The 26,993-nt window shown below is 54.9% G+C and carries 38 protein-coding genes; 9 read left to right on the forward strand and 29 right to left on the reverse strand.

All coding sequences use genetic code 11. The annotated features are described in order from the left end of the window. Window positions 1-36 precede the first annotated feature (36 nt). From ACMGG5_RS02645 to ACMGG5_RS02685, 9 genes are all read right to left on the reverse strand, one after another. Window positions 37-237: an ogr/Delta-like zinc finger family protein gene (locus ACMGG5_RS02645; protein ID WP_032650280.1), complete on the reverse strand. Its 201-nt coding sequence runs from the start codon at window positions 235-237 to the stop codon at window positions 37-39. Window positions 238-304: 67 nt separating this feature from the next. Further along, the gene (locus ACMGG5_RS02650; RefSeq protein ID WP_420277473.1) at window positions 305-1,459 is read right to left on the reverse strand and encodes a phage late control D family protein; all 1,155 of its coding nucleotides are present in this window, start codon (window positions 1,457-1,459) and stop codon (window positions 305-307) included. After that, entirely contained in the window at window positions 1,456-1,920 is a 465-nt protein-coding gene (locus tag ACMGG5_RS02655) for a phage tail protein (RefSeq protein ID WP_024906449.1), read from the reverse strand. The genes ACMGG5_RS02650 and ACMGG5_RS02655 overlap by 4 nt, the downstream gene beginning before the upstream one ends. 17 nt (window positions 1,921-1,937) lie before the next feature. Next, on the reverse strand, window positions 1,938-4,211 hold the full coding sequence (locus tag ACMGG5_RS02660) for a phage tail tape measure protein (RefSeq protein ID WP_420277475.1): 2,274 nt from the start codon (window positions 4,209-4,211) through the stop codon (window positions 1,938-1,940). Further along, the gene (locus tag ACMGG5_RS02665; RefSeq protein ID WP_023616176.1) at window positions 4,204-4,323 is read right to left on the reverse strand and encodes a GpE family phage tail protein; all 120 of its coding nucleotides are present in this window, start codon (window positions 4,321-4,323) and stop codon (window positions 4,204-4,206) included. The genes ACMGG5_RS02660 and ACMGG5_RS02665 overlap by 8 nt, the downstream gene beginning before the upstream one ends. Window positions 4,324-4,355: 32 nt before the next feature. Next, complete coding sequence (locus ACMGG5_RS02670) at window positions 4,356-4,664, reverse strand: phage tail assembly protein (RefSeq protein ID WP_024906448.1); 309 nt, start codon at window positions 4,662-4,664, stop codon at window positions 4,356-4,358. Window positions 4,665-4,720: 56 nt separating this feature from the next. Further along, window positions 4,721-5,239, reverse strand: a complete 519-nt coding sequence (locus ACMGG5_RS02675; RefSeq protein ID WP_420277477.1) for a phage major tail tube protein — start codon at window positions 5,237-5,239, stop codon at window positions 4,721-4,723. A gap of 11 nt (window positions 5,240-5,250) precedes the next feature. Then, window positions 5,251-6,438 (reverse strand): phage tail sheath protein, encoded by a 1,188-nt coding sequence (locus ACMGG5_RS02680; RefSeq protein ID WP_420277478.1) that lies wholly within the window; start codon window positions 6,436-6,438, stop codon window positions 5,251-5,253. Between the two features lie 58 nt (window positions 6,439-6,496). Continuing rightward, entirely contained in the window at window positions 6,497-7,090 is a 594-nt protein-coding gene (locus tag ACMGG5_RS02685; protein ID WP_061714437.1) for a recombinase family protein, read from the reverse strand. An 89-nt stretch (window positions 7,091-7,179) separates the two neighbouring features. Here ACMGG5_RS02685 and ACMGG5_RS02690 point away from each other — a divergent pair, with 89 nt between their 5' ends. Together ACMGG5_RS02690 and ACMGG5_RS02695 are read left to right on the forward strand one after the other, a co-directional pair. Continuing rightward, entirely contained in the window at window positions 7,180-7,617 is a 438-nt protein-coding gene (locus tag ACMGG5_RS02690; protein WP_061716470.1) for a phage tail protein, read from the forward strand. Further along, window positions 7,617-8,216 carry a tail fiber assembly protein gene (locus ACMGG5_RS02695; RefSeq protein ID WP_420277479.1) on the forward strand — a complete coding sequence of 200 codons (600 nt, stop codon included), beginning with the start codon at window positions 7,617-7,619 and terminating at the stop codon, window positions 8,214-8,216. Before ACMGG5_RS02690 ends, ACMGG5_RS02695 begins: the two co-directional genes overlap by 1 nt. A gap of 86 nt (window positions 8,217-8,302) precedes the next feature. On the opposite strand, the gene ACMGG5_RS02700 is transcribed toward ACMGG5_RS02695, so the two are convergent. The 17 genes from ACMGG5_RS02700 to ACMGG5_RS02780 all read right to left on the reverse strand — a co-directional run bounded on the left by ACMGG5_RS02700 (window position 8,303) and on the right by ACMGG5_RS02780 (window position 17,724). Then, window positions 8,303-8,497: a hypothetical protein gene (locus ACMGG5_RS02700; RefSeq protein ID WP_061716468.1), complete on the reverse strand. Its 195-nt coding sequence runs from the start codon at window positions 8,495-8,497 to the stop codon at window positions 8,303-8,305. Next, window positions 8,484-9,437, reverse strand: a complete 954-nt coding sequence (locus ACMGG5_RS02705) for a phage tail protein (RefSeq protein WP_032650291.1) — start codon at window positions 9,435-9,437, stop codon at window positions 8,484-8,486. Before ACMGG5_RS02705 ends, ACMGG5_RS02700 begins: the two co-directional genes overlap by 14 nt. Next, complete coding sequence (locus ACMGG5_RS02710; protein ID WP_267215638.1) at window positions 9,434-10,042, reverse strand: phage tail protein I; 609 nt, start codon at window positions 10,040-10,042, stop codon at window positions 9,434-9,436. The genes ACMGG5_RS02705 and ACMGG5_RS02710 overlap by 4 nt, the downstream gene beginning before the upstream one ends. Further along, a complete protein-coding gene (locus ACMGG5_RS02715; RefSeq protein ID WP_061716457.1) occupies window positions 10,035-10,943 on the reverse strand; it encodes a baseplate assembly protein in 909 nt (302 codons plus the stop codon). Before ACMGG5_RS02715 ends, ACMGG5_RS02710 begins: the two co-directional genes overlap by 8 nt. Window positions 10,944-10,948: 5 nt before the next feature. Continuing rightward, a complete protein-coding gene (locus tag ACMGG5_RS02720) occupies window positions 10,949-11,299 on the reverse strand; it encodes a GPW/gp25 family protein (RefSeq protein ID WP_157189747.1) in 351 nt (116 codons plus the stop codon). Continuing rightward, window positions 11,296-11,937: a phage baseplate assembly protein V gene (locus ACMGG5_RS02725; RefSeq protein ID WP_032645069.1), complete on the reverse strand. Its 642-nt coding sequence runs from the start codon at window positions 11,935-11,937 to the stop codon at window positions 11,296-11,298. Before ACMGG5_RS02725 ends, ACMGG5_RS02720 begins: the two co-directional genes overlap by 4 nt. Before the next feature lie 112 nt (window positions 11,938-12,049). Beyond that, complete coding sequence (locus ACMGG5_RS02730; RefSeq protein ID WP_420277483.1) at window positions 12,050-12,517, reverse strand: phage tail protein; 468 nt, start codon at window positions 12,515-12,517, stop codon at window positions 12,050-12,052. Next, window positions 12,480-12,725, reverse strand: a complete 246-nt coding sequence (gene lysC / locus ACMGG5_RS02735) for an Rz1-like lysis system protein LysC (RefSeq protein ID WP_231103413.1) — start codon at window positions 12,723-12,725, stop codon at window positions 12,480-12,482. Before lysC ends, ACMGG5_RS02730 begins: the two co-directional genes overlap by 38 nt. After that, on the reverse strand, window positions 12,613-13,038 hold the full coding sequence (lysB, locus tag ACMGG5_RS02740) for an Rz-like lysis system protein LysB (RefSeq protein ID WP_420277485.1): 426 nt from the start codon (window positions 13,036-13,038) through the stop codon (window positions 12,613-12,615). The genes lysC and lysB overlap by 113 nt, the downstream gene beginning before the upstream one ends. Continuing rightward, entirely contained in the window at window positions 13,035-13,544 is a 510-nt protein-coding gene (locus ACMGG5_RS02745; RefSeq protein ID WP_024906439.1) for a lysozyme, read from the reverse strand. Before ACMGG5_RS02745 ends, lysB begins: the two co-directional genes overlap by 4 nt. Next, window positions 13,528-13,749 carry an HP1 family phage holin gene (locus ACMGG5_RS02750; protein WP_023309247.1) on the reverse strand — a complete coding sequence of 74 codons (222 nt, stop codon included), beginning with the start codon at window positions 13,747-13,749 and terminating at the stop codon, window positions 13,528-13,530. The genes ACMGG5_RS02745 and ACMGG5_RS02750 overlap by 17 nt, the downstream gene beginning before the upstream one ends. Further along, the gene (locus tag ACMGG5_RS02755) at window positions 13,740-13,943 is read right to left on the reverse strand and encodes a tail protein X (protein ID WP_420277487.1); all 204 of its coding nucleotides are present in this window, start codon (window positions 13,941-13,943) and stop codon (window positions 13,740-13,742) included. The genes ACMGG5_RS02750 and ACMGG5_RS02755 overlap by 10 nt, the downstream gene beginning before the upstream one ends. A gap of 178 nt (window positions 13,944-14,121) precedes the next feature. Further along, on the reverse strand, window positions 14,122-14,562 hold the full coding sequence (locus ACMGG5_RS02760) for a DinI-like family protein (protein WP_024906437.1): 441 nt from the start codon (window positions 14,560-14,562) through the stop codon (window positions 14,122-14,124). A 109-nt stretch (window positions 14,563-14,671) separates the two neighbouring features. Next, window positions 14,672-16,867 carry a replication endonuclease gene (locus tag ACMGG5_RS02765; protein WP_420277489.1) on the reverse strand — a complete coding sequence of 732 codons (2,196 nt, stop codon included), beginning with the start codon at window positions 16,865-16,867 and terminating at the stop codon, window positions 14,672-14,674. Between the two features lies 1 nt (window position 16,868). After that, window positions 16,869-17,090, reverse strand: a complete 222-nt coding sequence (locus tag ACMGG5_RS02770) for a TraR/DksA family transcriptional regulator (protein WP_032650300.1) — start codon at window positions 17,088-17,090, stop codon at window positions 16,869-16,871. After that, on the reverse strand, window positions 17,090-17,317 hold the full coding sequence (locus tag ACMGG5_RS02775; RefSeq protein WP_420277490.1) for a DUF2732 family protein: 228 nt from the start codon (window positions 17,315-17,317) through the stop codon (window positions 17,090-17,092). The genes ACMGG5_RS02770 and ACMGG5_RS02775 overlap by 1 nt, the downstream gene beginning before the upstream one ends. A 68-nt stretch (window positions 17,318-17,385) precedes the next feature. Continuing rightward, a complete protein-coding gene (locus tag ACMGG5_RS02780) occupies window positions 17,386-17,724 on the reverse strand; it encodes a DUF5347 domain-containing protein (RefSeq protein ID WP_290093967.1) in 339 nt (112 codons plus the stop codon). Window positions 17,725-17,951: 227 nt separating this feature from the next. Here ACMGG5_RS02780 and ACMGG5_RS02785 point away from each other — a divergent pair, with 227 nt between their 5' ends. The 6 genes from ACMGG5_RS02785 to ACMGG5_RS02810 all read left to right on the forward strand — a co-directional run bounded on the left by ACMGG5_RS02785 (window position 17,952) and on the right by ACMGG5_RS02810 (window position 22,149). Continuing rightward, window positions 17,952-18,527, forward strand: coding sequence for a phage repressor protein CI (locus ACMGG5_RS02785; protein WP_290093968.1), 576 nt, complete (start codon window positions 17,952-17,954; stop codon window positions 18,525-18,527). 270 nt (window positions 18,528-18,797) lie between these two features. Continuing rightward, window positions 18,798-19,289, forward strand: coding sequence for a type VI secretion system tube protein TssD (tssD, locus tag ACMGG5_RS02790; protein WP_048991077.1), 492 nt, complete (start codon window positions 18,798-18,800; stop codon window positions 19,287-19,289). A gap of 12 nt (window positions 19,290-19,301) precedes the next feature. Further along, entirely contained in the window at window positions 19,302-19,664 is a 363-nt protein-coding gene (locus ACMGG5_RS02795) for a tlde1 domain-containing protein (RefSeq protein ID WP_071994439.1), read from the forward strand. A gap of 101 nt (window positions 19,665-19,765) precedes the next feature. Further along, a complete protein-coding gene (locus ACMGG5_RS02800; RefSeq protein ID WP_231103412.1) occupies window positions 19,766-20,128 on the forward strand; it encodes a hypothetical protein in 363 nt (120 codons plus the stop codon). A gap of 211 nt (window positions 20,129-20,339) precedes the next feature. Next, window positions 20,340-20,774, forward strand: coding sequence for a hypothetical protein (locus ACMGG5_RS02805; protein ID WP_267217550.1), 435 nt, complete (start codon window positions 20,340-20,342; stop codon window positions 20,772-20,774). A 205-nt stretch (window positions 20,775-20,979) separates the two neighbouring features. Then, window positions 20,980-22,149, forward strand: a complete 1,170-nt coding sequence (locus ACMGG5_RS02810; protein ID WP_024906429.1) for a DNA repair protein — start codon at window positions 20,980-20,982, stop codon at window positions 22,147-22,149. Here the strand turns inward: ACMGG5_RS02810 and ACMGG5_RS02815 are convergent, their stop codons facing one another. Beyond that, entirely contained in the window at window positions 22,150-22,914 is a 765-nt protein-coding gene (locus ACMGG5_RS02815) for a siderophore-interacting protein (protein ID WP_420277492.1), read from the reverse strand. Window positions 22,915-23,060: 146 nt separating this feature from the next. On the opposite strand from ACMGG5_RS02815, the gene ACMGG5_RS02820 reads away from it, so the two are divergent. Then, window positions 23,061-23,555 (forward strand): PadR family transcriptional regulator, encoded by a 495-nt coding sequence (locus tag ACMGG5_RS02820; RefSeq protein WP_420277494.1) that lies wholly within the window; start codon window positions 23,061-23,063, stop codon window positions 23,553-23,555. On the opposite strand, the gene ACMGG5_RS02825 is transcribed toward ACMGG5_RS02820, so the two are convergent. Next, window positions 23,552-25,111: a methyl-accepting chemotaxis protein gene (locus tag ACMGG5_RS02825; protein WP_420277495.1), complete on the reverse strand. Its 1,560-nt coding sequence runs from the start codon at window positions 25,109-25,111 to the stop codon at window positions 23,552-23,554. The two genes, ACMGG5_RS02820 and ACMGG5_RS02825, sit on opposite strands and share 4 nt — an antisense overlap. A gap of 336 nt (window positions 25,112-25,447) precedes the next feature. Next, entirely contained in the window at window positions 25,448-26,968 is a 1,521-nt protein-coding gene (locus ACMGG5_RS02830; protein ID WP_420277496.1) for a methyl-accepting chemotaxis protein, read from the reverse strand. Window positions 26,969-26,993 lie beyond the last annotated feature (25 nt).

The following is a 26,993-nucleotide window of genomic DNA, read 5'->3' on the forward strand; positions in this document are numbered from 1 at the left end:
TTTTTTATTGGCTTTTTTGAGCCGGTGACGCAGCCACTAACCCTGGTTCAGCGAAGCCGTCTGGACACGTTCAGAAACACCGGGGGTCGCAATCAGGCGCTCCACGGACTCCATCGTCACGAACGTACAGCTGCAGTCCACATTGGTGCACTGGTGATAGCGCTCTTTGGTATTTTCACTTAGATAGCGACTGGTACGCGCATGCGCAGAGTGCTTGCACTTAGGACAATGAAACATGTACCCCTCCACTTGATTCACATTTTGTGAATCAATAATACCCAAAATAAAACCAATAGCAACTGTATTACTCACTATCAACAATAAATTTTTCGTCAGTGACATTCAGTTCAAGCTTAAGTTGCGTGGTAAATCCGCTATCGTTGAGGGTATGCACCACCTCGCCGATGATCCACGCCTGCTCGTCAATGACGCGTTTAAAACCGTTTACTAATACCGGCGTTTCGGGGTACAGATCGGCTCGCCCCAGCGCCAGCTGGATAGAAAAATTCACGGTACCCCGCTGCAGCGCGCGCCACTTCGCCTCTGCGGCCCTGAGAGCCTGCTCTTCAGAGGCATACACCGTGGTGAGCTCAAATACGTTTTCCGCCGATCCCACCAGCCTCTCTTGCGGTTTCTGCTCCTTGCCTTCAGCTCCCGCTACCGGTGCGGCGGCATCCGGGTGCTGCAGTGCTTCTGTCGGCTGCCCCCCTGACTGACGGAAAATACTCAATTGAGGATTTTGCTGTTTTGGGTCGCGCGTTTGCAGCCATTTGGCCGTCACGCCGGAATAGTTTTCACGATCGGCAACGTAAAAAAGGTGCTTATCGCCGTCCCCACGCTCAATCATCATTAAGGGGATCGGCGTGCCGCTGGCCGTCACGGCGTGCCCCGCTTTCATAAAAATAACCTTGCCGGCTTTGATTGAAACAAAGGCACCATTGCGTTCGGCCAGGCGGGTGAGAAACGCAGCGTCGGTATCCTGAGACTGATCGATATGAGAAATGGCGATGGATGCAAGTCCCGCCGCAACGCTGGCAGTTAACTGGTTACGCTGAGCGATAGTATTGACTATCGCGCCGATCGTCGTGTCATGCCACGACTGTTCGCGCCGCACGTTTAGCTTTCCACGAAAATCAGCGCTGCATCCCCGAATGGTCAGCGTGTCCGGCGCGCCCCGAAATTCAATTGTATCGATCGTAAAGTTCCCTTTCGGCTGGAGCGGGGTTCCCTCCCATCCCAGCCATAAGGAAAGCTTTGCCCCCCGGGCCGGCAAGTCTAACAGCCCGTCGGAATCATCCAGTTGAATATCCAGCTGATCGGCTTCCAGTCCACGTTTGTCGATCATGCTCAGACTGATAAGACGGTGGCTGAAATTCTGTGTGACATCGCGATCGTCAAGCTTAAGCATAAAATCAGGGGCGATTTTCCCACCCGCCCGGATATTCATTTCGGTGATCATCCCACCAGCCCTCCAATGCTATTACGTGCGCTCGTCACCAGCTCTTCGGCCTGGGTTCTCAGATCGCCAAACATCGTCATCAGCGATTCGTCCACGCGTTTCAGTTCCAGCGTAAAATTAATTTTTCGGGCGGTACCGTCACTGTAAAAATCCGAATGCGTGTGCGTGACTTTTTCAATGATAAACATGCCGTGAATGATGCCGGTTCCGTCTATCAACGGCCATGCCCGCCCCTCATTCGCCATCAGCTCAACCGCCTTGAGGGAAAGCCGCCCTCCCGTGAGCTCAGGGTAAAGCAGTCCGGAGAGGGTAAAAGATGTCTCGCCTTCGCCAAGGTACTGCCAGGCTTTAGGTTTCCCGATCCGATTGTTGGACGCCCAGCGGTAATCCTTTGTAAACTGCATTGTCTGATAGGGTAAGGTTCGTCGTTCAAAGACAAACAGACCCAGCACCATTAACATTTTCTCTCTCCTCAACCTTACATAAAGCTGGCTTGCTGCCGTCTCGCTTTATCCTGTTCAATGCTATCTATTGTCTCCCGGATTTGACGCGTCAGATCCGTTCCTGAAGCCGTGCCCCCCTGCAGCGTGATGTTGTATTCGCTTTTACTCTGATCGACGTAAGAGCGTCCTCCCGGCACGAGGGTTGGCTGATACCCCAGGCCGACGCCAGAGATCCCCGCCACCGGAATGGACGAACTGCCCGCAGAAGAGGATGTCGCGCCTGCTTTTGCCGCCGCGGCATCGAGATTACCCGACTCGTTTTTGATAAGACCGAGTTTCTCCAGCAGCCAGCTGGCCTTGCCGCTCAGGCTGTTAAAGAGATTAAGCGGTGCCATTAACGCATCACCCAGCGCCTGTCCAAAAATCACGCCAGCGTTTTTACAGCCATCCAGCGTTTCCTGCGTCGCCTTGATCGGCGTGATTAAGTCGGTGAACCATTGCCAGATACCGCCCAGCTTCTCCGAGATAGCGTCAAATACCGCCATCACCGGTGAGAACAGCGCACCCAGCGGTGCGAAAGCCGTTGAAAGCCCTTCCATCACTCCGCCAAAGAAGGCGCTGATGGGCTCCCAGTATTTGAAAATCAGTAAGGCGCCGGCGGCAATCGCCGCGCCAAGGGCAATCACCGGCCAGCTAAGTGCGCCCAGCACCGTCATGATGGCGCCGCCCACCACGCTGAATACCGTTCCTAACATCCCGGCCGCGGTGATAACCATATTGACGCCCGTCAGAACCGGGCCGAGAACCGTGCCTACGCCACCCAGTACGCCAGCAAACGCCTGCGCGCCGACAACAACGCTGGCGAGGGTCTGCGTCAGCTCAGGGTTGGCATTCACCCAAAGGGAGGCCGTGCCAAGCCAGCCGGTTGCGGTTGTTATCAGGTTACGCAGAGCGCCATCCGCTTTATCAAATACATCAATCTTCAACCCGTTCCACGCGGCCTGGAATCGGTTGATATCGCCGTCAAGATTATCGGTCTGCACGGAAGCCGCGAGCGCGGTACTCCCCTTCGCCCCCCGCAACTGCTGGCGTTTTTCATCAAGCGATCCATCACCCGCGGCGGAAGCCAGCGCCCCCGAGGCTTTTATGGCATCCGGAGTCTGAACATGGCGCAACATCGCGCTGAGCGCGTCCCCGGCGGCGGCGCCTTTCATCCCTTTTTCCGCCAGAACGCCCAGCAGCGCGGTGGTCTCTTCAAGCCCCATACCGGCGGCATCCGCAGCGGGCGCTGCAGAGGTGACGGCCGCCACCATCTCAGCGAGGCTGGTATTCGAAGAGGTAAAACCGCGTGTAAGCACATCTGCGATGCGTCCCGCATCCGCATCGGCCAGGCTATACGCGGCCTGCGTGCTGGCGATCATATCGGCCGCTTTAGCCGCGTCGACATTCCCCGCCAGGCTGAGGTTGACCGTTGGCGCGGTGGCCGCAAGCAGCCCGTCGGCGTCATAGCCTGAACGAGTAAGTTCGGTTTGTGCCCGAAGGACCGTATCTGCAGGTACTCCGGTCCTGGCACTGACCTCCCGCGCCTGCTGGCGAATCGCCTCAAGCCGGGAATCCCCCTTCGCCAGGTCAAGGTTTGCCTGAATGGCCGACATCTGCTTTTCAACGCTGATGCCTGGCGCCATAAAGCGGGACGTCTGGTCAAAGCCCGCTTTGGCCATGCCCACACCCGCATTCGCAAGCTGGCGCACCCGCGCGGTAACGCGTTTGCCTGACTCGTAGCGATTCTGAACGGTACTCAGCCGCTCCTGCTGCTGGTTGACGCGGGCCAGCGCATCCCGCTGTCGGTTAAGCTGCTGCGTTTTTTCGCTGATGTGAGTTCGTAAACGACGCTCATCAGACGAGAGCGTACGCGTGTTGACTCCCGCCTGGGCGAGTTCAGTGCGCTGCCGCTGTACCGAATAGCGTAAGCTGTTGTACTCAAGCTTAAGGTCGGCCGCCGATTTTCGGGCTGCGGACAGCGCATCAGCCTGTGCCTGGGTAGGGTTTTGCGTGTTTTTAAGCTGCACCGCCAGCGCCGCTGCCTGTTGTTTCGCCTGTGCAAGCGACTGCTCCGTCACGGAGAGCTGGGCGTTTGCTTTCCTGAAGCCGTTAATACGCCCCGCCTGCTCATCAAGCGCCCCCAGCGCCGTCTGCGAATCGTGGATATCGCTTGCGAGAGTGACGCTGGCGTTATGGAGAGCGTTAAGTGGTCGGGTTGCCCGGTCGACTGCCTTAAGCAGCTCCTGAAGACTGACATTATTACTCATGGTGGTTTCCGCTTCGCTGCAGCGCTTTTTCGCGCCATAAGAGGAGTTCGGTCACGCTAAGGGAGTACAGTTCTGACGGCGGCCAGTGAAAGATCACCGCGATATCCGCCATCAGATCGTCGACCGACAGATTTTCGGGAAATTTCAGCGAGCCGAAGCCGGTGACAAAAAACCGATCACCTTACCTGCAAAAGAGAGCAGATCGCAGGCATCCAGGCGCGCAACCTCATGCTCGGTCAGGGCCGGAGAGGTCATTCGCGGCAGCACCTTAATCAGCGCATCGACGTCAGATTGCGCCAGCGACGCCAGCGATACCCCGCGCAGGGTTCCCGCATTGGGTTTAGAAACCGTCACCTGTTCAATTTTCTGCTCACCGCGCTGAACGGGGCTATCAAGCGTGACGATATGTGGGTTTTCACTTTCGTGCATGGCGGTCTCGTTGATATTTTCCATTTCTTTACTCTTCAGAAAGTTAACTCACCGGCCGGTAATCCCGGCCGGTTAAAGGGTTACAGGCCGATGGCCTTACGGTGTTCTGCCAGACGATCGACGCCGTCGACTTTCAGCACCATGTTGATGATGTCGATCTCGATGATCTCTTTGCCATCAATGGTCAGCTGGTAGTACGCGCACTCGGTGGACATCTTGGTGGTGCCGCTCTCGCCCTGCTTGTTTTCACCGCCATCGAACTCTTTATGACGGCCGCGCATGACGATTTCGACGGCAGAGATTTCGCCGGTATCATCGCGCTGATAAGAGCCGGTAAAGCGCAGCGGCACGCTGCCCGCGCCCGGAGAGGCATACTGCGCCCACAGCGCGGCGTCCGGCAGACCGCCAACGGTCCACTCCAGCGCCAGGGCATCATCGTCCAGACCGAGGTCGACAGAGACCGAGCCCGGCATACCGCCGCCGCGATACTTCTCCAGCTTGCGGGTAAGCTTCGGTAGGGTCACAGACTCAACAACGCCCATATAGCTCAGGCCATCGTTGAACATATTCAGGTATTTAAGTTTGCGTGGTAACGCCATGCTGCAGCTCCTTAGCTATTAACCGAATCTGACAGGTCTGCCAGATAGGTATCGGTGATGCGCTGGCGCAGGGTCAGATTTTCCAGCGGCGGGACAGGGGTGTAGTCGTAATCGATATACAGTTTCCCCGCTTTCAGGGTTGATGCATCGTTAGACTCAGGGTCATACCAGCAGGAGCCGTCGACGATATAGCCGTTGGTTTTCAGCTCGCGGAACTTGGCATTAATACCGGAAACGATGTCGCGGATAAGCGTTGGCGTGATGGGTTTATCCATCGCCCACGCGTGCGCTTCCGCCATGGTATCGGCCAGCACCTGCGCGGTACGGGTGTAGTTTTCAAAGACGAATAACGGATCGTCTGAGCAGGTACGGTTACCCCAGAATTTGAAGCCGTCGTTGCGAATCAGCGTGGTGACGCCCGCCTGGTTAAGCAGGTTCGCATCGGTAGCCTGTTCCTGCAGATCCCAGGAGACAGAGGCGCTTACGCCCGTAACGCCGTTGACGCCAACGTTTGACAGGGTTTTATGCCAGCCGATTGTCTGGTCGATTTTGGCGCGCAGGCCAAGCGCGCGGGCGGTCGCCCAGGCCGTCGTCGTTGCGTTCATGGTGGTATCCCATGCCAGAAAATCAGGATGGATAACCATCAGCTCGCGCTGGCTGAAGTTTTTGCGGTAGTTGATCGCGTCAGAGATGGTTTTACAGCCCCACGCGCTGACATAGCCGAACGCGCGCAGGCTCTGGCACATCGTGGCCAGTGCGGTCGCCACTTCCTGAGAATCGAGTCCCGGCACGCCGAGAATGCGTGGCTTAACGCCGGTTACCGTTTTCGCAGTCAGAAGCGCCTTCAGGCCGGTGTATTTGCCGTTTTCGTCGGTGGTACCGATGATGTTGGAAACGGTCTGCTTGCGCGCCTCTTCCGGTGTTTCAGCGGTGCCTTCAGCCACGCGAACAACAACGACAACCGGTTTACACTGGTCAGCGATCGCCTGCAGAGAAGCGGACAGCGTCCCCGCCTTACCGGCTTTCGCAATCGCATTTTGCACGTTGGTAATGAGCACTGGCTCGTTTAAAGGAAATGTCTTGTCGTCAGCATCGCTGGCCGTACAGACCATGCCGATGATTGCCGTCGAGACGGTGGAAATGGTGCGGGTGCCATCGTTGATTTCGATAACTTCCACGCCGTGGTGAAAATCACTCATCCGTTTAACTCCTTGGTTGGTTGGTGAGTGATATTGTCGCGGTTGGAGTTGTTATGGGCTAACTGTCACCGTCCAGCGGTGACTGGCACAACGATTGTCCGATTACCGTGGCGGGGAATTTTTTATAAAGCGTGGAAACACCCACATCAAAAATTAACGCAACGCGCTGCCGGGATTCTCCGGCAGCAATCAGTCTTCCAGCCTGAGCCCATTCCTCCTGCGTCAATTTAGGGCGTCTGCCACCAATACGTCCCTGTTCCCGCGCTGCGGCCAGCCCGGCGCACGTTCTCTCGACAATGAGTTCACGCTCCATTTCAGCAAGCGCTCCCATAATATGGAAGAAGAAACGCCCCATTGGCGTTGAGGTATCAATGCTGTCAGTCAAACTGCGGAAATTAATGCTTCGCTGGCGTAGTTCCTCGGTCATTGAAACAAGGTGGCGCATACTGCGCCCGAGCCGATCGAGTTTCCATACAACGAGAGTATCGCCCGCATTCAGCTGTCTGAGGGCACGATTGAGCCCTGGTCTGTTTGTCGATTTACCGCTGATTTTATCTTCAAAAATGAGCTCACATCCTGAACGCTGCAGCGCGTCACGCTGTAAGGCGGTGTTTTGTTCATTTGTTGACACGCGTATGTATCCAATAAGCATGGTCTTTCTCTCCGTCAAAACCGGAAATCATGCCACTTAATTGATAAACACGCATTTTCGAAAACCTTGGTTTAGGAGAAGGGTCAGCTTTGCCGGTGGGCGTTCCCGTTCCGTGGCCGTCAGCAAATCCACCGACGGGGTGGCTCAAATGCAATGGCGCGGCGTTCACCGCCTCACAGTATCCCAAGCTTGCACTGGCTTATCCTGCGCTCAGATTACCTGATTTACGTGGTGAGTTTATCCGTGGCTGGGATGACGGGCGAGGGATTGACGCTGGTCGTGGGCTGCTGTCATTCCAGGAAGGTACTATTGTTTCGGGCTTTGATGACAATGATACGGGAGATATCAGCTCAATCGGGTCTGCTGCCTATGGGTTCGGTGATGTAATGACCGCAGCACAATGGGAAAATATTAAAGGAAAAAAATGGATAGGTAGTCCGGCAAATTCGCAGCGTTACGATTGGTGGGCTTATGTTTCAGCCCGCCCCCGTAACATCGCATTTAACTACATCGTGAGGGCCGCATAATGGTGATGGCAAAATTAAACAGTGAACATATCGCCATTATGGCCGGTGAGATTACTGTGTTTAATTATGATGGGGCGACGGGAGAATATCTTTCTTCATCCGTTGAATATTTAGTGGAAGGTGTAGGCATTCCAGCCTTATCCTGTATTGATGCGCCTGGAGTAGCTCTGGAAGGTTTTACTATCTGTCGCACCTCTGACTTAAGCGCATGGGAGTACCTCGTCGATCATCGTAGTGAAACTGTATACAGCACGAAGACAGGTCAACGAGTCACGATTTCCCTGCCGGGTGATTATCCGAAAGATACGACTACAGAAGCCCCTGGTACGCCATATGATAAGTGGAGTGGCAGCGAGTGGATAACCGACGTAAAAGCGAAACACTCTGCGGATGTGGAAAAGGCTGAACAGCAGAAAACCGCATTACTGGCTGAAGCGTCTGCAATTATCGCACCATTGGCAGATGCTCAGGTTGGAGGCTACATTGACGATGCAGATATTCCACGTCTGACTGAATGGCAGCGGTACCGTTATAAACTAACTAAGATTGATACCGGCACTGCTCCGAATCTTTACCTTCCACCAAAACCCGAGGTATAGGTCATCCAATATCAGGTGCTTTTGATGTATCAATAATCATCAGCAGCACCTGATATTTTCAGCATTCAGCCAGGAAACGTATTCATTTATTCGTTGCCAGATATATCATGGCTAATTTCCATAAGAGTTGGCTCACCTTTTTCATTGACTTCAAGCCGCATTCCCTCAGGTATTTCCCGCATTGTGAAAAACCAGTTATCTTCAGGGAGCTCTATAGCACCAACAGTATCGTGGAAACCATGAATGACCTCCGTCATCGTGATCGGATTAAATAGGCGCATAGTAAACTCTCCACGAAAAACCATTATTTGATGGGGCACCCGTTGCGGCCATTGTGCAACGAGCTTTGAAACCGATATTTGTTGTTAAAGCATCAATGATCATTGATGAATGAGCAAAGTTGGGCGCTGTGCCAGGATCAGCAGAGAGACGTTCGGCAATGCTGATATAGCGGCTTATACCTGGTAGCGCAATTGGGTAATTAACGGTTGCCAGGCCGTTATCAAGGATTACACCATACCCCATAACCTCAATGGCTCCATCCGACCATATTACCCAAGCTCCATTTGCGTTACTTCCTCGACTGGTTACGTATTTAGCTCCTCCCAAACCAAGGTTTTTGAGAACCTCAGCACTCAACCCTGCATCGGCAATTTCTTTTAACGCATTGGCGATTAAAGGGTACTGTTTATGCGGATTATCAGCAGCAATATGCTTTTTCATCTGATCATCAGCGTAGCCCTTTACCTCAATAACTTTATCGTCAACATACTGGCGCGTTGCCAGCACAACCGACGGATCAATTTTCAGGGAAATTGATGACGTGCTCGACACAATCAGAATCATACGAATGGTCTGCGTGCGACCACTGCCTTCCTGCAGCTGAGGCTTATAAGTCTCCGGGCAGTTAGCCACGGCGATCAGAATGCCGTCGTCGTCATAGAGACCGATCTCTCGGATCCAGAAACCGCCCTCATTCTCGGGAATAATCTGTTCCGCGATGATCTGGCTGGTATTATTAGGGTCAACAGCGAGCAGGTTCAGCGGCGCTATGCGTTTTTGGTTGACGAGCTTCGTCTGCGCCGGATCGGGGGTTGGCAACGTTCCGTTAGCGTCGCCTACCGCCATTTGCGTCAGGTTGAGTTGCGTACCAAGTGCCGTCGCGTTAGCTAGCCGCGCAGCGCCCTGATTCGTCAGTATGGCAAAATATTTTGCGGTCATGCGTTCACTCTCAGGTTATCAATCAAATGGATGGCCGAGGCCGGGTAATAATCACCACCGACAATAAGTTCCTCAGTGGTGTAGGGGTAAATAGCCAGCGCATCGCCGTGATAGCATCCTGCGCCGACATAAAACTCTCCCGTCGAGCTCAGGCTGATAGCCAGCCCGGTCATGTGTCTACTTGCCGGTTTGGCATCCTCAATGAGACGTTCAAGCTCCTGATACATTTCGTCAGTGATGCCGTTATCAAGCACACCGACAACCAGACGGAATGTGCCAGGCTCCTCACCGAGCTGCCACCACTCGCGCACCTCAATCAAAAAGCCAAGCGGTTCCACCACACGACGCAATGCGCTGATGGTTCCTTTGTGCTGATGGACGAAAAACGAGGACATAATGACGCTGCGTTTAGTGCTCTCCGGCCACGCCTCATCCCAACGGTCTACCGACAGCGCCCATGCCAGGTAGGGAAGTAAATTCACCGGGCACGCGCTGGGGTTCCATAACGTGCGTAGCGGTACCGGCACACGCTCAATATTCGAGAGCGCAGCGGCAGCAGCGATTTCCAGCGGTGAGGACCCAACGGGTAATAGCCTGTCACTCATCCGAACCCCCGATCGCTATCTGATACGAGGTACAGTTCGAGGCCTGCGACTTACTCAGTACAATGTCAGACTGGGGAGATTCCAGTTCAACGCGCTGCACGCCTTCAACGTGAAGTGCTGCATAAATGGCCGACAGGCGGATATCGCGTCCAAGGCGATGCTGTGCGCTGATATAATTTTGCAGCCTCTGCTCTGCAGCCTGCCTGATGGGTTCAGACTCTGGTCCGGGATAAACGTAGAGTGTTGCGTTTATCTTGTAAGGCACAATTTCTGCTGACTGAACAGTCACACGATCGCCGACCGGGCGGACGGTTTCAGCGTTAAGCGCTTTTTCAACAACCGCCAGTAGTTCAGGACGAGCGGTACCATCACCCTCACGGGATAACACCGAAATCGTCACGTATGCAGGCTGAGGGCTATCAACCGAAACGTCAGCGACCCGTCCGTCGGCACTTCGACCATGATATTCATAGGCTCCAACCGGCCCCGCGACGCTCAATCCCTCAAATGCTTGCTGGGCGCGCAGTCGCAGGTCAGCGTCAGACTCCATGACGGCAGCCGTTGGCGGAATGGTAGTGTCATCTCCCGGGGTGATGGTCAGGCGTTCGGTATTATTGTTTCCCGCAATAACATCAAGGTCACGACCAGCAGAATAGGCAAGCGTCACAGCCAGCGCAGCCTCATTAACCCGCTGGCGCCAGATAACTTCCCGGTAGGCGTTCTCCTGCAGCAGCTTCACAATCGGCTCTGACTCCAGGGTCAGCGTCCGTGCAATCGCCTCTCGCTCCTCTTCCGGATAGAGGGAGACAAAGGTGGCCTTTCGTTCTGCCAACAGCGTTTCATAATCCACCTCCTCCACGACATCAGGCGCGGCGAGCTGGCTCAGATCAACAATAGCCATAGCGTTTAACTCAGTGAAATGGTGATAGAAAAGGATTGTCCGGAGGTCGGGCGCGTGCCGGTGATATCGACATACAACGTCCCGTCGTTCTCCGAACGTTCGAAAGTGATGGCCGTCAGGCTTATCCGCGGCTCCCATTTCTGGATGGCGGAATAACAGCCGGCCATGATCTGCAGGCGCAGCGCCGGGCTCTGCGGCCTGTCTATCATCGCCGCCAGCAGCGAGCCGTAATCCCGCCGCATGACCCGCGAACCAATCGGCGTGACCAGGATGTCGCGCACGCTTTGCCGAATGTGTTCAGCCTCTGAAATGCTCAGCCCGGTCTGCCTGTTCATCCCCCTGTAACGCACCGTCATTGTGTCCCCTTAGTCCAGCTTCCGCCGCTTTGCACACTGCCGTGCGCGTGGTTGTCCACCTGCACCCCGTTGGAGGTGAATTTACCGCCGGAATGCTCAATATTTCCGGCCATCACACCACCCTTCTGCACTTCCAGCGAGGCGGTAATTAACCTGTTGGTACACACCACTTCAGGCGTATCCAGCGTGATGCGGGACGTTGACGTCACCCGTACCTCCGGCACGGTGGCGGTCAGCGATTCAGAGGCGGTAATGTCGGCCGTTTTAATGCCTGCAACCGTCAGCGCCCCGCGCCCGGGTTCATACTCGATCACCGCGCCGTCCGGAAACGAGACGTGGAACGCATCAGGTGACCCGGACGGTGCCGGATGGTCGTCCGAGAAAATGCCGGGCAGCACAAAGGCGGTATCAAGCTCACCGCCGATGGCCAGCAGCAGCACCTGCTCTCCCTCGGAAGGGGCCCACCACACGCGCGAACGTCCCGCACGACAGGTTAGCCAGTTCAGCCAGGTGGTTTTCATCCCGCCGGTCTGGACACGACAAAGCCCTCTGTTGAGGTCAACGTCGGTCACAACACCGATACGAATCAGGTTGCGGATCGCGCGAGCGATACCGTTCATGGAAGTTAATGTATTCATGAGAAGAGAATGCCGTTCAGGGCGAACGGCAGCAACGAGACGGGGTTTTCTGCGGGATGATACAACAAGCGGTCCAGACAGCAGGCGGCTGGCGGCCTTCAGCGCGGGAAGCTTAATCCTCCCACTGGCTGACCAGCTCACCGTTGATGTACAACGCCTTCGGACGCGTGACGGGCTCCGGCAGCGGCGGCTCCGGGGAATACGTCGCGTCCAGAGCGCCCTGCTCCTGAGTGACAAGAACGCGCTCGGTCAATTGCACGCTGATGGTGATATCCATCGTATCGTCATCGTTTAAGACGAGCGTGAAGGTGTATCCGTTTTTGCGTCCGTCATCGAGGGTAAAAATGTCCGGCTGGTTTTCCCGCAGCCAGGCCAGCACTGGGACAAAAAATCCCTCGCTGTCGCCGGTGAAACCGCTGACCTTCGCGTTCAGCACATACCGCTTTTCAAAGGAGAGCGAGGAGGCAAGTCGGGCGTCTATATTGCCGCTTCCGACCGACATCTGCAGGCGCTCCGGGTTGGCATTCAGTTGGGGGATCGCGTCAATTAATGCCTGACGCAGGCTCTTGAGTTTGTGCATCGAGTTTATCCTGACAGTCTTTTATGGTTTCAACCTGCAGCGCGCAGGCGATAAGGGCGTATTCAAGCCTGCGAATATCCGCGCTGAGATCGCCGTTAGTGGCGGGTTCGCTTCCCGGCATCGGGCAGCGGCTCACCTTCGGGCAGGCGTTGTAAACAATGTGCTGCGGAGGCACAGGCGGTGCGGGTGTGCAACCTGCGGACAACATCAGGCAGCTGAGCGGTATACCAGCGGCGTAACGCTTTATTTTCATTGAGTAATCTCCCGATAGTCGCTTCCCGTCTTGCCCTCTCCTCGCCCGCAGTAACAAGCTCCTCACGGAGCCTGACCTGGGCGTTTTCATTTGCTCTGGCCATCCGTTGCGACAGAGACAGCTGATGGTTAAGCGTGGCGAGGGCCGTTTTTTGCTCGCTGGCGACCCGGTTGGCCGTGGCTAAAGAACGGGACAGGGTCTGGTTGTCATGACGAAGCCACAGCGCGATCGCCAGCAGTCCGGCCAGCATCAGCATGAGGACTCTCATGGCAGCCCCTTCATGCACCAGGCCTTCTCGCGGACACGACGATTTTCCAGCCCGGTATTTTTGACGCCGTTGACGTACACCCAGCGGGTAAGCTGCCCGCACGCCTGTGACCACTGTTTACGTTTGATAAAGGAGACCAGAGTCGAACGGCAGGCGGCGCCTGCGCCGACGTTAAAGGAAAAACTCACCAGCGCGTCGTAGACCCGCGGCGGCATCTCCACCGGCGCGCACGCCGCCAGACGACGCTCAACGTTGAGCACATCAGCGACCAGATTTACCGCGGCCTCACGCTCGGTAATGTCCCGCGTCGGCACGACGTTTGCCGTGTGACCAATGCCTGACGTCCATACCCCAGCGCTGCACCGGTAGGGCGAGAGGCGACATCCTTCGAGATCGGCAATCAGCGCCAGCCCCTCCGGGGAGGTTTTCAGTAATCGAAAGTCAGGCATCAGCACCGCCAGGGCCAGCACGCCGGCGACGCTGCAACGCTTAATGATTGAGTTCACGAATGCTCTTCTTATCGAGGCCCAGAGACTGGAGGTAGCGCCAGGTTTTGCGCTTAAACCAGTAATTCGTCAGCGCGGTAAAAATGGCGCAAAGGCTCCCCACGTACAGCGCAACCTTTTCAGGAGACATCGCCCCGAACCAGGCCAGCGCCACGGCCAGCCAGTAGGCGATAACCGTGGTGATTTTCTCCAGGCTCAGTCCCATAGGTTTACGGATTCTTTGGTGGGGGCGCTATTCACCTCCGGCATCTCTACCGGCGTGCCGTGAGGCAAAATAACGCCTGACTCCGCGAGGCCAGGATTGGCCTTCAGAACGGCTTTTACGACGCCAGCCGTGCGCCCATAATAGCGGGCGCAAACGGCATCAAGCGTGTCCCCCTGCATTGCATAGATCTTCATCAGACGCTCCCAACATCCGGTTACCAGGTACTGTAGAGTTTCCCGGGCTGGCGGCCTTTGCGCTATCGCTGACGGATGGGCAATCGCGGACACAACAGACCGTCCACAAGCAGCGAAGCGTGGGTCGACGAAAGCGCAAAATCTGAATGAGGGTGTACGTTCGGGCTATGACGCTGGGCTAACGCCAGCTCTCGTCTTCCCAGACTTCCCGGAGAATATTATCCAGCATTTCGCGATCGGCCTCTCCTTCAAGCCCCTGGAGCTCGACTCCCGTCACCGACCCTATTTTCACGCTCACCCGCGATGACGGAAAAAGGGATCGTATTCTGCGGGTCAGTTCGCACTGAAAGGCTTCAACGACGGCATGGCCAATCTGCTGATCTTTATCGAGCGTAATGTTCACCCGAACGTTACCCTCTTTTTTGATTCGTTCCGGAACAGGCGATGCTGAGAAAACAACGGTAAATGCGTTGTTCTTGATTAAATTTCCCCGCGCAATCTCAGCAATCAAATTCAGGGCAATCTCACGATCTCTTTCCTGACATGTTCCTTCTGTCGTCAGTCGCGCAATCATCTCGACGCGTTCAATCATGACCTGCTCGTTCAACTCTCTGTCCACACAACCTCCACCACGAGATACTGTATAAACATACAGTAGCACGTATTCATAAAAAGAGTGAAGCGAAAAATCAGAACCCTTCACGGTATGTACATGATATGGATGGAGATTAGCGGGCTCTCTGAGCAAAGAGATCCGTTAAATAGCCAATACGTTCAAGGATTTTCCGCGCCTTGTGCTGATAAGAACGCGCTGCCGGAAAGAGCGATCCGTCAGCTGCGCCTCTGCACCATTTGTCGTTAAAGCGGCTAACGCCGCCAGCCATAAGATGCAGGGCCTCTCCACGGCTGATGGCGATTCCGGTGGCGAGCCGTATCTCATCGATCACCTTCTCCGGAACCCCGTTCTGCGGGTCGCTCGCGAAGACGATGGGCGACGACGCGCCAGGGCGGATGAATTTGATGCGTTCGGTTAACGCCCGCCTCGCACGCCTGCTGAGGGGTTGAGAAAGATCGGTCTGCGTACAGTTATTGACAGAACTCCGAGAGGATACAGGTGCGTCCTTAAGTTCCGCGGCCCGCTTCGGCACAATTTTCCACTGCGTGAGTCGGGTTATAATTGGGCTGCCCGCGCCAACGGCAGAATCGTACACGCCGCGGATGCGGACCGTTTCCTCGCCGTACTGGTTAAACCCGGCGCCCGGCTCATACAGGGTGCGCACCTGTAAATCATCGCGACGCACAAACGGGCCGCCCTGTGCAGTAACGTATCCCGCCCAGTCACCGGCGTCGGCAGCCTCCTGGACGGCAGCAAACTCGACGCTCAGACCGCGCGCGGCCTCAGAATCCGCCAGACGTCGCAGCTCGCGGTAGACCGTTACCGGCGCGCCGCCGATAAACTGAAACTGGCGAATGTGCCAGCGCCCCGCCCAGGCCGACACAACAGACGCCGTCTCCTTCAGCAGCCCGCCGCTTTCGCTTTCGCTATCGGTCTCGCCATCGAGCGCATAGCCGTCGATATTCTTTGAGATGTATTTGGCAATATAGCCGGTAGCACTGCCTTTCTGCGGATCGATCGCGTCCGCGTGAAAGCGCGCCTGTCTGACGCTTTCGCTCTGCAGCTCAGCGGCATCCTCCTGCCGCGCGTAGTCCCCGATAATCCGACGAACGCATTCGACATCTTCCGGCAGCATAAACATCAGCATGTGCCAGTGGGGCGTACCGTCATGATGGGGTTCCGCAACGCGGATACCGAAAATACGGATCCCATCACGGTGGAGCTTTGCGCGGATGCGCGCCCACAGTCGGGTGAGGTAGCCTTGCGTATCCGCCGGACTGGCCCCGTTCCACTTCGCGTTGGGGTAGCCTGATTTCAGCGTCGCGTGATACTGCGCGGGTGCGGTTAAGGTATAGAACTCGCCCACATAGCCCAGTGCCTCACAGATATTTTCAAATCCGCGGATACGGGTCATCAGTTCACAGCGTCGTATCGCCGGGTTGGCCACCGAGCTATCGAATTTTTCAATCAGGCTAATGCGGTTGCCCTCTTCATCTTCCAGCTCCATGCCCTTGAGAAATTCGCGGGTGCGGCGCTTCTGCTCGCGCCACTCGGTCACGCAGCGTTTGCTCGCATACGCCGTTCTCCGTTTGCTGACGTTGCCGAGGGCAATCTGCAAATGCTCGCGCCAGGCCGCCGCGACCCGACGCAGACGCCCGCGCCACCACGCCTCGGAAAACATGCGTATCACCGCCGCGGCAACGTCATCTTTGTCGAAACATGTCTTCGACACCCGTTCCCAGTGCGGAGGCGACACGTTGAACTGGCGGGCGATCTGTCCGGCGCGCTGATACCAGACGTACAGCGTCTGGTATTCGCCCATCTCAGCATCGTTAATATTCGCCAGCTCGCCGCGAATAAAGCTGGCGATATCGGCGGCCAGCAGGTCGATGTCCGCGCGGGACATATCCGGCAGACGGTTATAGCGGGCAACCAGTTCGACCATTCGCGAGGCAAGGTACTGCAGAAGCAGGGTATCGAAATGGCCGTCAAACACGGTTCGGGAGACTGCTTCATGCAAACCTGCGCAGGCATAGCGTTCAGAGACCCGCCGCAGGCGAGGTAACATTCTTTTGCAGAAGCGGATCAAAAAGGCGTTAGCCTGCGGGCTGCCACGATGCTGTTCGAGGGCGTCAAACGCGCGCCAGACCTCAAAACGCACGCAGTCAGGCTGCTGTGAAAGAGCCATTCTTGCCTGCTTCAGCGCCGCGAAGAAGCGATCGCGGCGCTGCTGTTGGGCATGGGTGAGATAAGGGCTGGCAATGGCCGACCGTGGGGCATTCCACGGATAAGCAAATGACGTCGCCAACTCATCCTCCCCGGACGTGTTTATTTTTCATCTCTGCGATCTCCTGACAGGTGACGCACAGGGCTACGCCAGGCACCGCTATTCGGCGCGCCTCCGGTATCGGCGCCTCGCAGTCCTCGCAGAGGAAACGCGAAGGCGATGCGGGTCGTCTGCGGGCGCGATTAATGTGGCGCTCTCTGTCTTCCTGCTCGCGCGCCTGGGCAAGATCGATAAAATCGGCCATCAGTGCAGCTCCTGGGATTCACGCTCGTAGCGAGCCGCTTCGTGGCACAGCAGTTCGGCAACGTCCTCTCCGCTCATACCGGTTTTGTAGATATGGCTCGCCAGCGCCTCCAGGCGCAGGGAAACCGCGAGGGCTCGCGCGCATCGTTCCTCCGTTTTTGCCTCTGCCAGCAGGCGTTTCAGCTCTTCACTTTCGGTCGGATAAGGGCGGTTTTCACTGTTTCGCATCACGCGTTCTCCTTAAATTCAGGCAAAAGGATGCCCGGCGGGTTTACGCCATTAGTTTTTGGGTTGGGTTATATCGGCATGGTCAGCCGTTCAGGAAATAAACTCACAACAGCACGAAAATGATTCATGGCGTTAATCAGCGCCCGTTTCTCTTCGGTCGTCAGCTCGCTGATATCGCACTCATGCCGGGCGACGGGCAATCTCGCCAGGAAAAAGAGGGCGGCCAGCGCCCTGCTGTTTTCCTCAAAACAGGGGTCGCGCTTATCGCGCAGCTCGGCCATAAACCGCGCCAGCTCTTTTCCGCTATCGCTCCCGTATCGGGCGCGCAGTTCAGCGACGTGGTTAAGCCCGTTAAGACGCGCTCCCACGCTAAGTGGAACCCTTGCACGGGCAGCTTCTATCGCCATATCTCCCCTCGCATAAATTCACGCACGCTAATGTGCTGAAAACGGGTACAGCACGGTTTTTTCCACCGTTTGATGATTGCGATTTCAGAAGCCATGCTGCATGATTCCCATTTTGATACTGTCTGCAATCATTAGCCTCTGTTTGCCAACATCTGCCGCTGATTGCCCGAATTTGCAATGATATTAATACCCAATTGAGTATTAGTAAACACCCAAAGGAATATATTTTGATCTTAGATTCTCAAGTGAATAATGAAGAGTTACTCGATAGAATCTGTCAGGTATATGGTTTCACGCAGAAAATCCAGCTGGCCCGGCACTTTAATATCGCCGCCAGCTCGCTTCAGAACCGCTACGCGCGCGGTACCGTCTCTTACGACTTTGCGGTTCAGTGCGCGCTGGACACCGGCGCGAGCCTTCGCTGGCTGATGACCGGCCAAGGGGCGCAGTTTGAAGGTCATCCCGTGCCGGGCGATCCCGTTTCAGTTTCGACATTCACACTCAGTGACGGGAGACTGGAAGAAAATTCCATTTTGAGTATAGACTCTGCTTTCTTTAGCAAACCGCTGGCGCGCGGCATCGCCGTCCGGGCGGATGGGAAGCTGCACTTTATCGAAAAAGACGCGTCGTTAACCGACGGCCTGTGGCTGGTTGAGATTGAAGGCACCGCCAGCATCCGCGACCTAACTCTGCTGCCGGGTAAAAAACTCCACGTGGCGGGCGGCAAGGTTCCGTTTGAGTGCGGTATCGACGAGATTAAAACGGTAGGGCGTGTGGTGGGGATCTATAGCGAAGTAAGCTGAGGATGTTTCATCCCCCCCTCGTGGCTGTGGATCTGCCGCAAGATAAACCGATACAGAGAAGCGAATTATATGTCCGTATAATTCGCTTCTCTGTTCTTGTTTAATCAGGCTTATAACACTCATAAAAAAATATATATTTTTAAATTATATTTTTATTACTTCATTCAACCAATGAATGCATGTAACTGTAGTGACACGAAATATTACAAACAGAAAAATCATGAAGGAGTAAGGTCAGAGAAATTAATTAAATAAATGGAGTTAACCAGAATGGCTATACCAGTTTATCTCTGGCTTTACAGCGAAGAAGGGAAACAGTTAAAAGGTAGCGTTGATGTACATAGACGCGAAGGTAGCATTGAAATAACCGGACTGTCACACGGCGTAGAGATACCTACAGATGATTACTCCGGAAAAATAACAGCCACACGCCAACATTCTCCCTTTGTTTTTACAAAAGCGCAAGACGTCTCAAGTCCTTACCTTTATCAGATCGTTAGTACGGGAAGCGTTCTTAAATCTGCTGAGCTAAAATTTTATCGAATCAACCACGCAGGGCAGGAAGAAGAATATTTTAATATTTTTATGGAAAATGCACGTATTACCTGCATTGTGCCTTATATGGAAGATGTGAAGGATCCCGACTTCACACATTATGATCATATGGAAGCCATAGAAATGACATATGAAAAAATAACATGGAAATATCTGGACGGTAACATTGTCCATTCCGATAGCTGGAAAGAACGCAGCGCGGCATAAGGGGAATAGCTCATGGCATGGACCTACTACCAAAGTACCGGTGAACTGTGGCATAAAGGTAAACTTATTGGCACAGGGTATTCCGGAAACCTGACAAACAAAAATAATCCAGACCGTCAGCACGTTAAGGGGATGGGACCATTACCACGCGGAACGTATCGCATAGGAGGCCATACATCCTCAAGGGGGCCAATGACAATTAACCTCAAACAAACCTCTGGTGAGAGCTATGGGCGATCGCTGTTTCGCATCCATGGTGAGAAAAAGGCACCAGCCATTCCTGGTTTTGCATCAGAGGGCTGCATTATCATGGGACCTCACATTCGCTCTAAAATAATTCTTTCGTCAGATCGTACGCTTGAGGTAGTTCGTTGAAAAAGTACGTGTTTTCTCTAATTACCTGCATTCTTACGGCTTCCTGTATAGCGTCAGAGAGTGACTGGATAACCTATATTAAGCTGGTGTCCAGCGCTGACATGGCAGCTATTCAGGCATTACCAGCGAAGATTAAAAGCACTGGTGATAATCTGGATGACGAGCATGCTGAACAGTTGGCGACCGCCATCAGCATGGCGCTTATCCGCGCCCCAGAATTAGTGCTGAATGTCACCAATCAATTTGAGTTGAACCCAGACCCTTTACAGCAACGGTTTGGAACCACTTTGATATGTAGCATACCGATGATGATACACAGCACTAATGCGGAGGTTGAAACCTATTTAGCAAAGGCTAAACCAGCATTGGAGAAAGCGGGCTCCCCAGCAAGAGAATGCTTAAGCAATATGCTCGATGTAATCAATGAGGTTAAGCAAGAAAAGGATAAGGACTCAAAACGTTAGCATCATATTATAACAAGCGCTCTTCTGAGCGCTTAATCTTTGAACCATTAAATAATAAACTACATATCACTCCAGTTTATCCAAAAATAAAAGAGCACATGGCTAAATCCTCCCTTTCAACCATCACCGTATCAAATAACAGCGGCTGCTCGGCTATGAGTGCGACGCAGAAATTTGAAAATATCTATATCCCACCGGGAATGAACTTGATATGAAAACGATGCAGCTGTTTTTGATTATGTTAGTGATATCGCACGTGGCTTATGCAAATAACTGTACTTCTGTTGAAGAAATGGACAAGGCAGATAACGCAGCCTCTGCCATTCAGGACTGGCAAGGCATCCATTCTTTTTACAAAAATTACAGACAGTGTGATGAGGGATATATCGCAGAAGGGATATCAGCGACTATTGTCGGGCTGTTAGCCAACAACTGGAAGACCTCCCATCAACTCATGCAGCTATCTGTAAACGATCGCGCTTTTGAGTCATGGATGATTAATCACATCGATACGACCACGAACGATCGCGAGCTCGATAAAGTCGTGAGAAACGCCACGGATAGCTGTCCCGAAGGCGGTAAAGCGTTCTGCAATCAGATTGAGAATGCCGCACAAGGCGCGTTGAAGGAACTGCAAAGCCCATAGCCAAGAATGGTTTCACAGGTAGAGCAGGAAACGGAGCTATCCTCACCCTCCACCTTACAGGCTCCTGCTCACTTCCCCACGTCACAAACTGCAAAACTAAAGAAATCCCCCATCGCGCCGATCATCATCCGTGTGTATTATTTCCTGTAGCTTTTACAACAACTAACCTTAACTCAAATACTTAAGCGCCAAAGCGAAAGGCATCATGAGCACACCGATCAAACGGCTAGAAATCATTAAAAATGCCATTGAACTGGAAGATGACGACATCATCCAGAGCCAGCTGACACGCCTGAAAAATGAAGCGTTTGACGATGAGCTACAGGCAATCGTCGTGGCGCTTGAGGAGAAGAACTACACCGCGGCCATGGCGGCCATTACCGCCTGGCTGCAGGGCCAGCGCGCCGTCACCCCGTGGCGCGACCCGCAGGTGGCCGCCAGCAAGCTGGAACTGAAGGCGCTGGAAGAGCGTCTGCGCGATCTGATTGATCGCCGCAACGCCCGCGTGCAGCAGCTTGATGAGTTTAACGATCTCTATTTTTCCCGCCTTGGGCCGCTGATGCAGCAGATCCTCGCCCTGCGTAAAACCCTGGCGGAGCTAAACCTGCGTCGTCAGCAGGCGGAAGCGCGTCGTCGCGAGGAAGATTACCGTCGCTGCCAGCACTATATGGCGCAGGCGGTAGAGGTGCTGGCGACGCTCACCCAGCGCTGGCGCGATCTCCCGGCCGATTCCGTCCAGGCCGCTGAGGCGCGTAAGCATCTGGAACAGCAAAGCAATCTGATTGCCAACCTGCTGGCCGAAGCGCTGGAGCTGGAGAGCGGCTTAACGCGCGAAGAGGAGCCTGCGCGTCAGGCGCGCGACGAGGCGAACGAAGAGTACGAGAAGTATCGCGAACAGCATCACGATGCCGAAGTGCGGCTGCGCAAAGGTAAGCATCTTTCGGAAGAAGACCAGAACGAGCTCAAGCGCCTCTGGCGGCAGGCGAGCAAGCTCTGCCACCCGGACCTCGTGGCGGACGATTTGAAAGAAGAAGCCAACAGCATGATGGTGCAGCTTAACCAGGCGAAGCAGCGCGGCGATGTGAAAGCCATTCGCTCGCTGGTGGCCCGCCTGCAACAGGGCTTCGAGCCATTGATGGCCAGCGACAGGCTGAACGATCTGGAACGTATCCGCAAAAAAATGGCGCAGGTCCGCGAGCAAATCGACATTTTAGTGAACGAGCTGGCGGAACTGGAGAAAGAGGAGTCCTGGCTGCTGGTCTCGTCGCTCAATAATATGGAAGCGTACTTCGCTCAGCAGGAGAAAGCGCTGCACGAGGTCCGCGCCTCGCTCGAACATCAGGTGAACGAAGCGCAGCTGGATTCCGCCGCCTGATTATTTGGCGTGCCAGTATGCGCTGGCACGCACCAGCTGCGGATCAATCGCGTCGGTTTCAAACTGACGGCTCAGCGTTTTCACCACCTTCCCTTCCCCGGTCAGCCAGATGAAGTAGTCTTCCCCCGGAACGGTCAGCGCCGTCAGATGGTCTGCGACCGCCTGCTCGCTATGGCCCACCACCCAGGTGATATTGAACCCGCTCAGGTGCGCCAGATAGTCTTTATAAGATTCGTCCCCGACCGTCACGACCGCATGAACCTCCGGGCGAACCGGCAGTTTAGCAATGCTTTCTAAACGTCGACGCAGCGCGGGCATGCCGGATTCATCGCACACGTACAGCTGCCAGGCGTAATCCTCCGGCACCACCAGCGAACCGCGCGGGCCGCCGATGGTCAGCGTGTCGCCCGCTTTCGCCTCGACCGCCCAGCTGCTGGCAATGCCGCCGTCATGAATGAAGAAATCGAGAACCAGCTCATGATTTGCCTCATCGTAGAGCGGCGTATAGTCGCGCGCCTGCGGACGCACGCCGTCGCCCCAGTCGATGCCTTCATCGGTGACCACCGGCGGCGTAAACGTCGTCCCGGATGCCGGGAAAAAGACTTTGGTATGGTCGTCGAAACCGCGGGAGCTAAAGCCCTCCAGCGCCTCGCCGCCTAAAACAATGCGCTGGAAACCCGCGCTGGCGCGCTCAGCGCGGAGCACCGTCAGCTCGCGAAAACGCAGGTCATTACGAACACGCTGTGGATAACGGGTAGATGCCATTTTTAGACCCTTTGCTGGTTAATACGATATATCTAAATCAATTTTCAAATGATAATGATTACTAATAATGAAAAATGCAAGATCTTTTAGATTGCATCTGAATATATCTTAGATATAGTTTAGATATATCAATTAAAGGACCTGTTATGCGACACGAACACGACAGTGGCGGGCGCCGACCGCGCTTTTTCGGCCACGGCGATCTGCGGCTGGTGATTCTGGATATCCTGACTCGCAGCGCGAGCCACGGCTACGAGCTGATCAAAGAGATTGAAAACCTGACCCAGGGGAATTATACCCCGAGCCCGGGCGTCATCTATCCAACCCTGGATTATCTTCAGGATCAGACCTTTATCACCATTACGGAAGAAGAGAGCGGGCGTAAGCGCATTGCGATTACCGCTGAAGGACAGCGCTGGCTGGATGAAAACCGGGAACAGCTGGAACAGATCCAGGTGCGTATCAAAGAGCGCAGCGTCGGTTTTCAGCTGCGCAAAAACCCGCAGATGAAGCGGGCGCTGGATAACTTCAAAGCGGTGTTAGACCTGAAGGTGAATCAGGGAGAGCTCAGCGACGCGCAGCTTAAGCAGATTATCGGCGTGATTGACCGCGCGGCGCTGGAGATCTCCCAGCTGGATTAAACCGGCGCGTGCTCGCTCACGCGGAAGACGCGTACCAGCTCTTTCAGGTGCATCGCCTGTTCGTTAAGCGATGCCGCTGCAGCTACAGACTCCTCCACCAGCGCGGAGTTCTGCTGGGTGGTGGCATCAATCAGGCCAATCGCGCTGTTAATCTGCGAGATACCTTCCGTCTGCTCGTGGCTGGCCTGGCGAATTTCCCGCAGAATCACGTCCATCTCCTCCACGTTACCCACCATCCCGTTGATCAGCCCACTCGCTTTTTCGACAAGGTTCATCCCGTCCTGGGTCTGGCTGGTGGAGCTCTCAATCAGCTCCCGGATTTCGCTGGCAGACGACGCGCTCTTCTGGGCAAGCTGGCGAACCTCACCGGCCACCACCGCAAAGCCGCGTCCGTGCTCGCCGGCGCGCGCCGCTTCCACCGCCGCGTTCAGCGCCAGAATGTTGGTCTGGAACGCAATGGCGTCGATCAGGTCGATAATGTCGGACATCCGGTTCGATGTTTCGTTAATCAGGCGCATTTTGCTGGTCACCTGCTTCATCATCTCACCGTTGTTTTTGACCACCGTGGCGGCATCGGCCGAAAGGTTGGTCGCTTCCCCGGTATGCGAGGCAGTATTTTTCACCGTCGCGGTGATCTGCTCCATCGAGGCAGCGGTCTGTTCGACAGAACTTGCCTGCTCTTCCGTGCGCGCGGCCAAATCCTGGTTCCCGGCGACAATCTGCGCGGCTGCGCTGGAGATATTCTCCGAGCCGGTTTGCACCTGCTGCACAATGTCCAACAGTCGCGTCTTCATCTCCATCAGCGCATGCAGCAGCAGACCCGTTTCGTCTTTGCCGTGCGGCGTGATGCTTCCCGTCAGATCGCCCTCTGAAATGGCTTTTGCAAAATGCACCGCCTCGCCGAGCGGACGTGTGATAGCGCGCACGATAAACCAGCCAATCAGGCTGCCTGCCACGACGCTAAAGAGCGTGATCAGGATCAGCAGCAGGCGGTTAGACCTGAAATCTCCTTCTACCTGCGCCCCTGCACTCTGCATCTCGCTGTTTTGAATCGTAATCAGCTCCTTCACCTTCGCTTTATAAGCCTGCTGCACGGCGAGGGTGGTGGTCATCATCTCCTGAATAGCGCCCGCACGATTGTTGTTCTGCACCGCCTGCAAAATGCGGTAGCGCGAGTCCAGATACTGCTGGCGCACGCTGCGGATATCCGCCAGCACCTGCTGAGACTTTTGATCCTGCAGCGCGTTGTTCAGCTCGCCCAGGATCACCGTGATGTGCTCGCTGATCTCTTTCAGGCGCTGCTGCGATTGCCCCGTGTAGGTACCCTGCTCATCCAGCAGCATCAGCTGTTGCGTGCTAATAAATTCCTGGAAGTTATCGATTAACTGGTTCGCTTTTACCGTGGTCGGATAATCACTGGTAATAATGGATTGCATCCCGTTATTAGCCCGGTTCAGACTCAGCAGAGACAGGCTCGCGCTGATCGCCATCAGGACAATAAAGAATCCAAACGCCAGAAATAATTTCGTGCCGATCTTTACGTCATGTAAGAACATATTTTCTCCATCGATGTGATTATTTCTCAGACGATCGCTGTTATCGGTAACGAATTTGCTAACTTTATGACTTTGATCGTTTTTTTATTTCATAACCCTCACAATGCATAGGTGTAGGCTATTAATATTGCTTCATCGATCGTTACCAGACCGTCAAACGAGGTATTTTTGAAACAGGATTCTGAAGAACTGACTTAGGCAGGAATAAATAACTGAGGCACTTTCTTTAGTTATTTAATATGAACTTAACAATAAAATACATTAATAGTCACAACCAGAAAATAAAAAGCCGCTTATTCCTTACGGAATAAACGGCTTTTCCGGAACATTATTGACTCAATGGAGCACAGTCACCGCATCCTTAAGGCGTCCGGCGCGATGCTTCACCATCGCAGAAATGTGGGCGCTCTCCTCGACCAGGTCGGCGTTTTTCTGCGTGATGCTGTCGAGTTCAGCCACCGCGCGGGTCAACTCTGACAGTCCGGTTGCCTGCTCGGAGGTCGCGTGGCTGATCTGGGCGATAAGCTGCGTCACGTTTTTCACCTGCACAACGATATCATCCATCGTACGGCCTGCGGCGTGTACCTGCTCAGAGCCGGACTGCACCTTGCTGGCGCTGGCATCAATGAGTTTACGAATATCATTAGCCGCACTGGCGCTGCGGCTGGCGAGATGACGGACTTCACCCGCGACCACGGCAAACCCTTTACCCTGCTCCCCTGCCCTTGCTGCTTCAACCGCCGCGTTTAGCGCCAGAATATTGGTCTGGAAAGCGATATCGTTAATCAGGGAGGTAATCGAGCCAATTCGCTGCGTGCTGTCGGCAATGTCATCCATGGTTTTAACGACAGTCTGCATCGCGTTGCCCCCTTTCGTTGCCGCGCTGCTCGCGGCCACCGAGAGTTTGTCCACCTCGGCGGCGGTTTCGGAGTTACTCTGAACGGACGCGGCCATCTGGTTCATTGTTGCGACGGTCTGCTGCACGTTCGCCACGGTCTGACGCGTCCGATCGTTCAGATCTTCATTCCCCTGCGCCAGCCTGTCGCTGCCGTCACGGACGCTCACCACCTGGCTCGACACGTCATTGATTAACCAGCGGCACATCAGGCCCAGTTGCCCGACCGCACGCAGCGTCAGCCCCAGCTCGTCGCTGCGGTTCAGGTGCTGCACGCTGTTGCGCTCGCCGGTTGCGACCTTCAGCGCCTGTTGCGCCACATTCTCGATCGGGCGGACAATCTGTTGCTCAAACAGCAGCGTCCCCAGCAGCATCACCACCGCGGCAGCGGCGAGAGGCATCCACCCGGCGGAGGTCGCGACCAGCGTGGCGGCGAGTACGGCAAAAAGCGCCGCCATCACGCTGCGCACGCGCCAGCGCAGCGGCATTGCCGGCAGTTTGCCCAGCCAGCCCTTTCCGACCACCAGCCCTTTATGAATACGTTTTTTACAGCGCCCGTCGTTCAGCGCCCGGTAGAGCGGCTCCACGGTGGCAATCTCTTCCGCTGTGGCTTTGGTACGAATGGACATATAGCCCGTCACCTGCCCGCGGCGCACCATCGGTACCGCATTCGCACGCACCCAGTAGTGGTCGCCGTTTTTGCGCCGGTTTTTGACAATCCCGCTCCACGGCTCGCCCTGCTGCAGCGTGTACCACATATCGGCAAACGCGGCTTTTGGCATATCGGGATGGCGTACCATATTGTGCGGCTGGCCCGTCAGCTCATCGAGCTGGTAGCCGCTCACCTGCACAAAGGTGTCGTTGGCGTGTGTGATATAGCTGTGGACGTCTGTGGTAGACATTAAGGTGGTGTCATCGTCCAGAGGATATTCATTCTGGGTGACATAGGTTGGAGAGGACATCGTGGGCATCCCTTGCAGGTTATTT

The sequence above is a fragment of the Enterobacter sp. BNK-34 genome, from assembly GCF_048684445.1.
GTDB classification, from domain to species: domain Bacteria; phylum Pseudomonadota; class Gammaproteobacteria; order Enterobacterales; family Enterobacteriaceae; genus Enterobacter; species Enterobacter pseudoroggenkampii.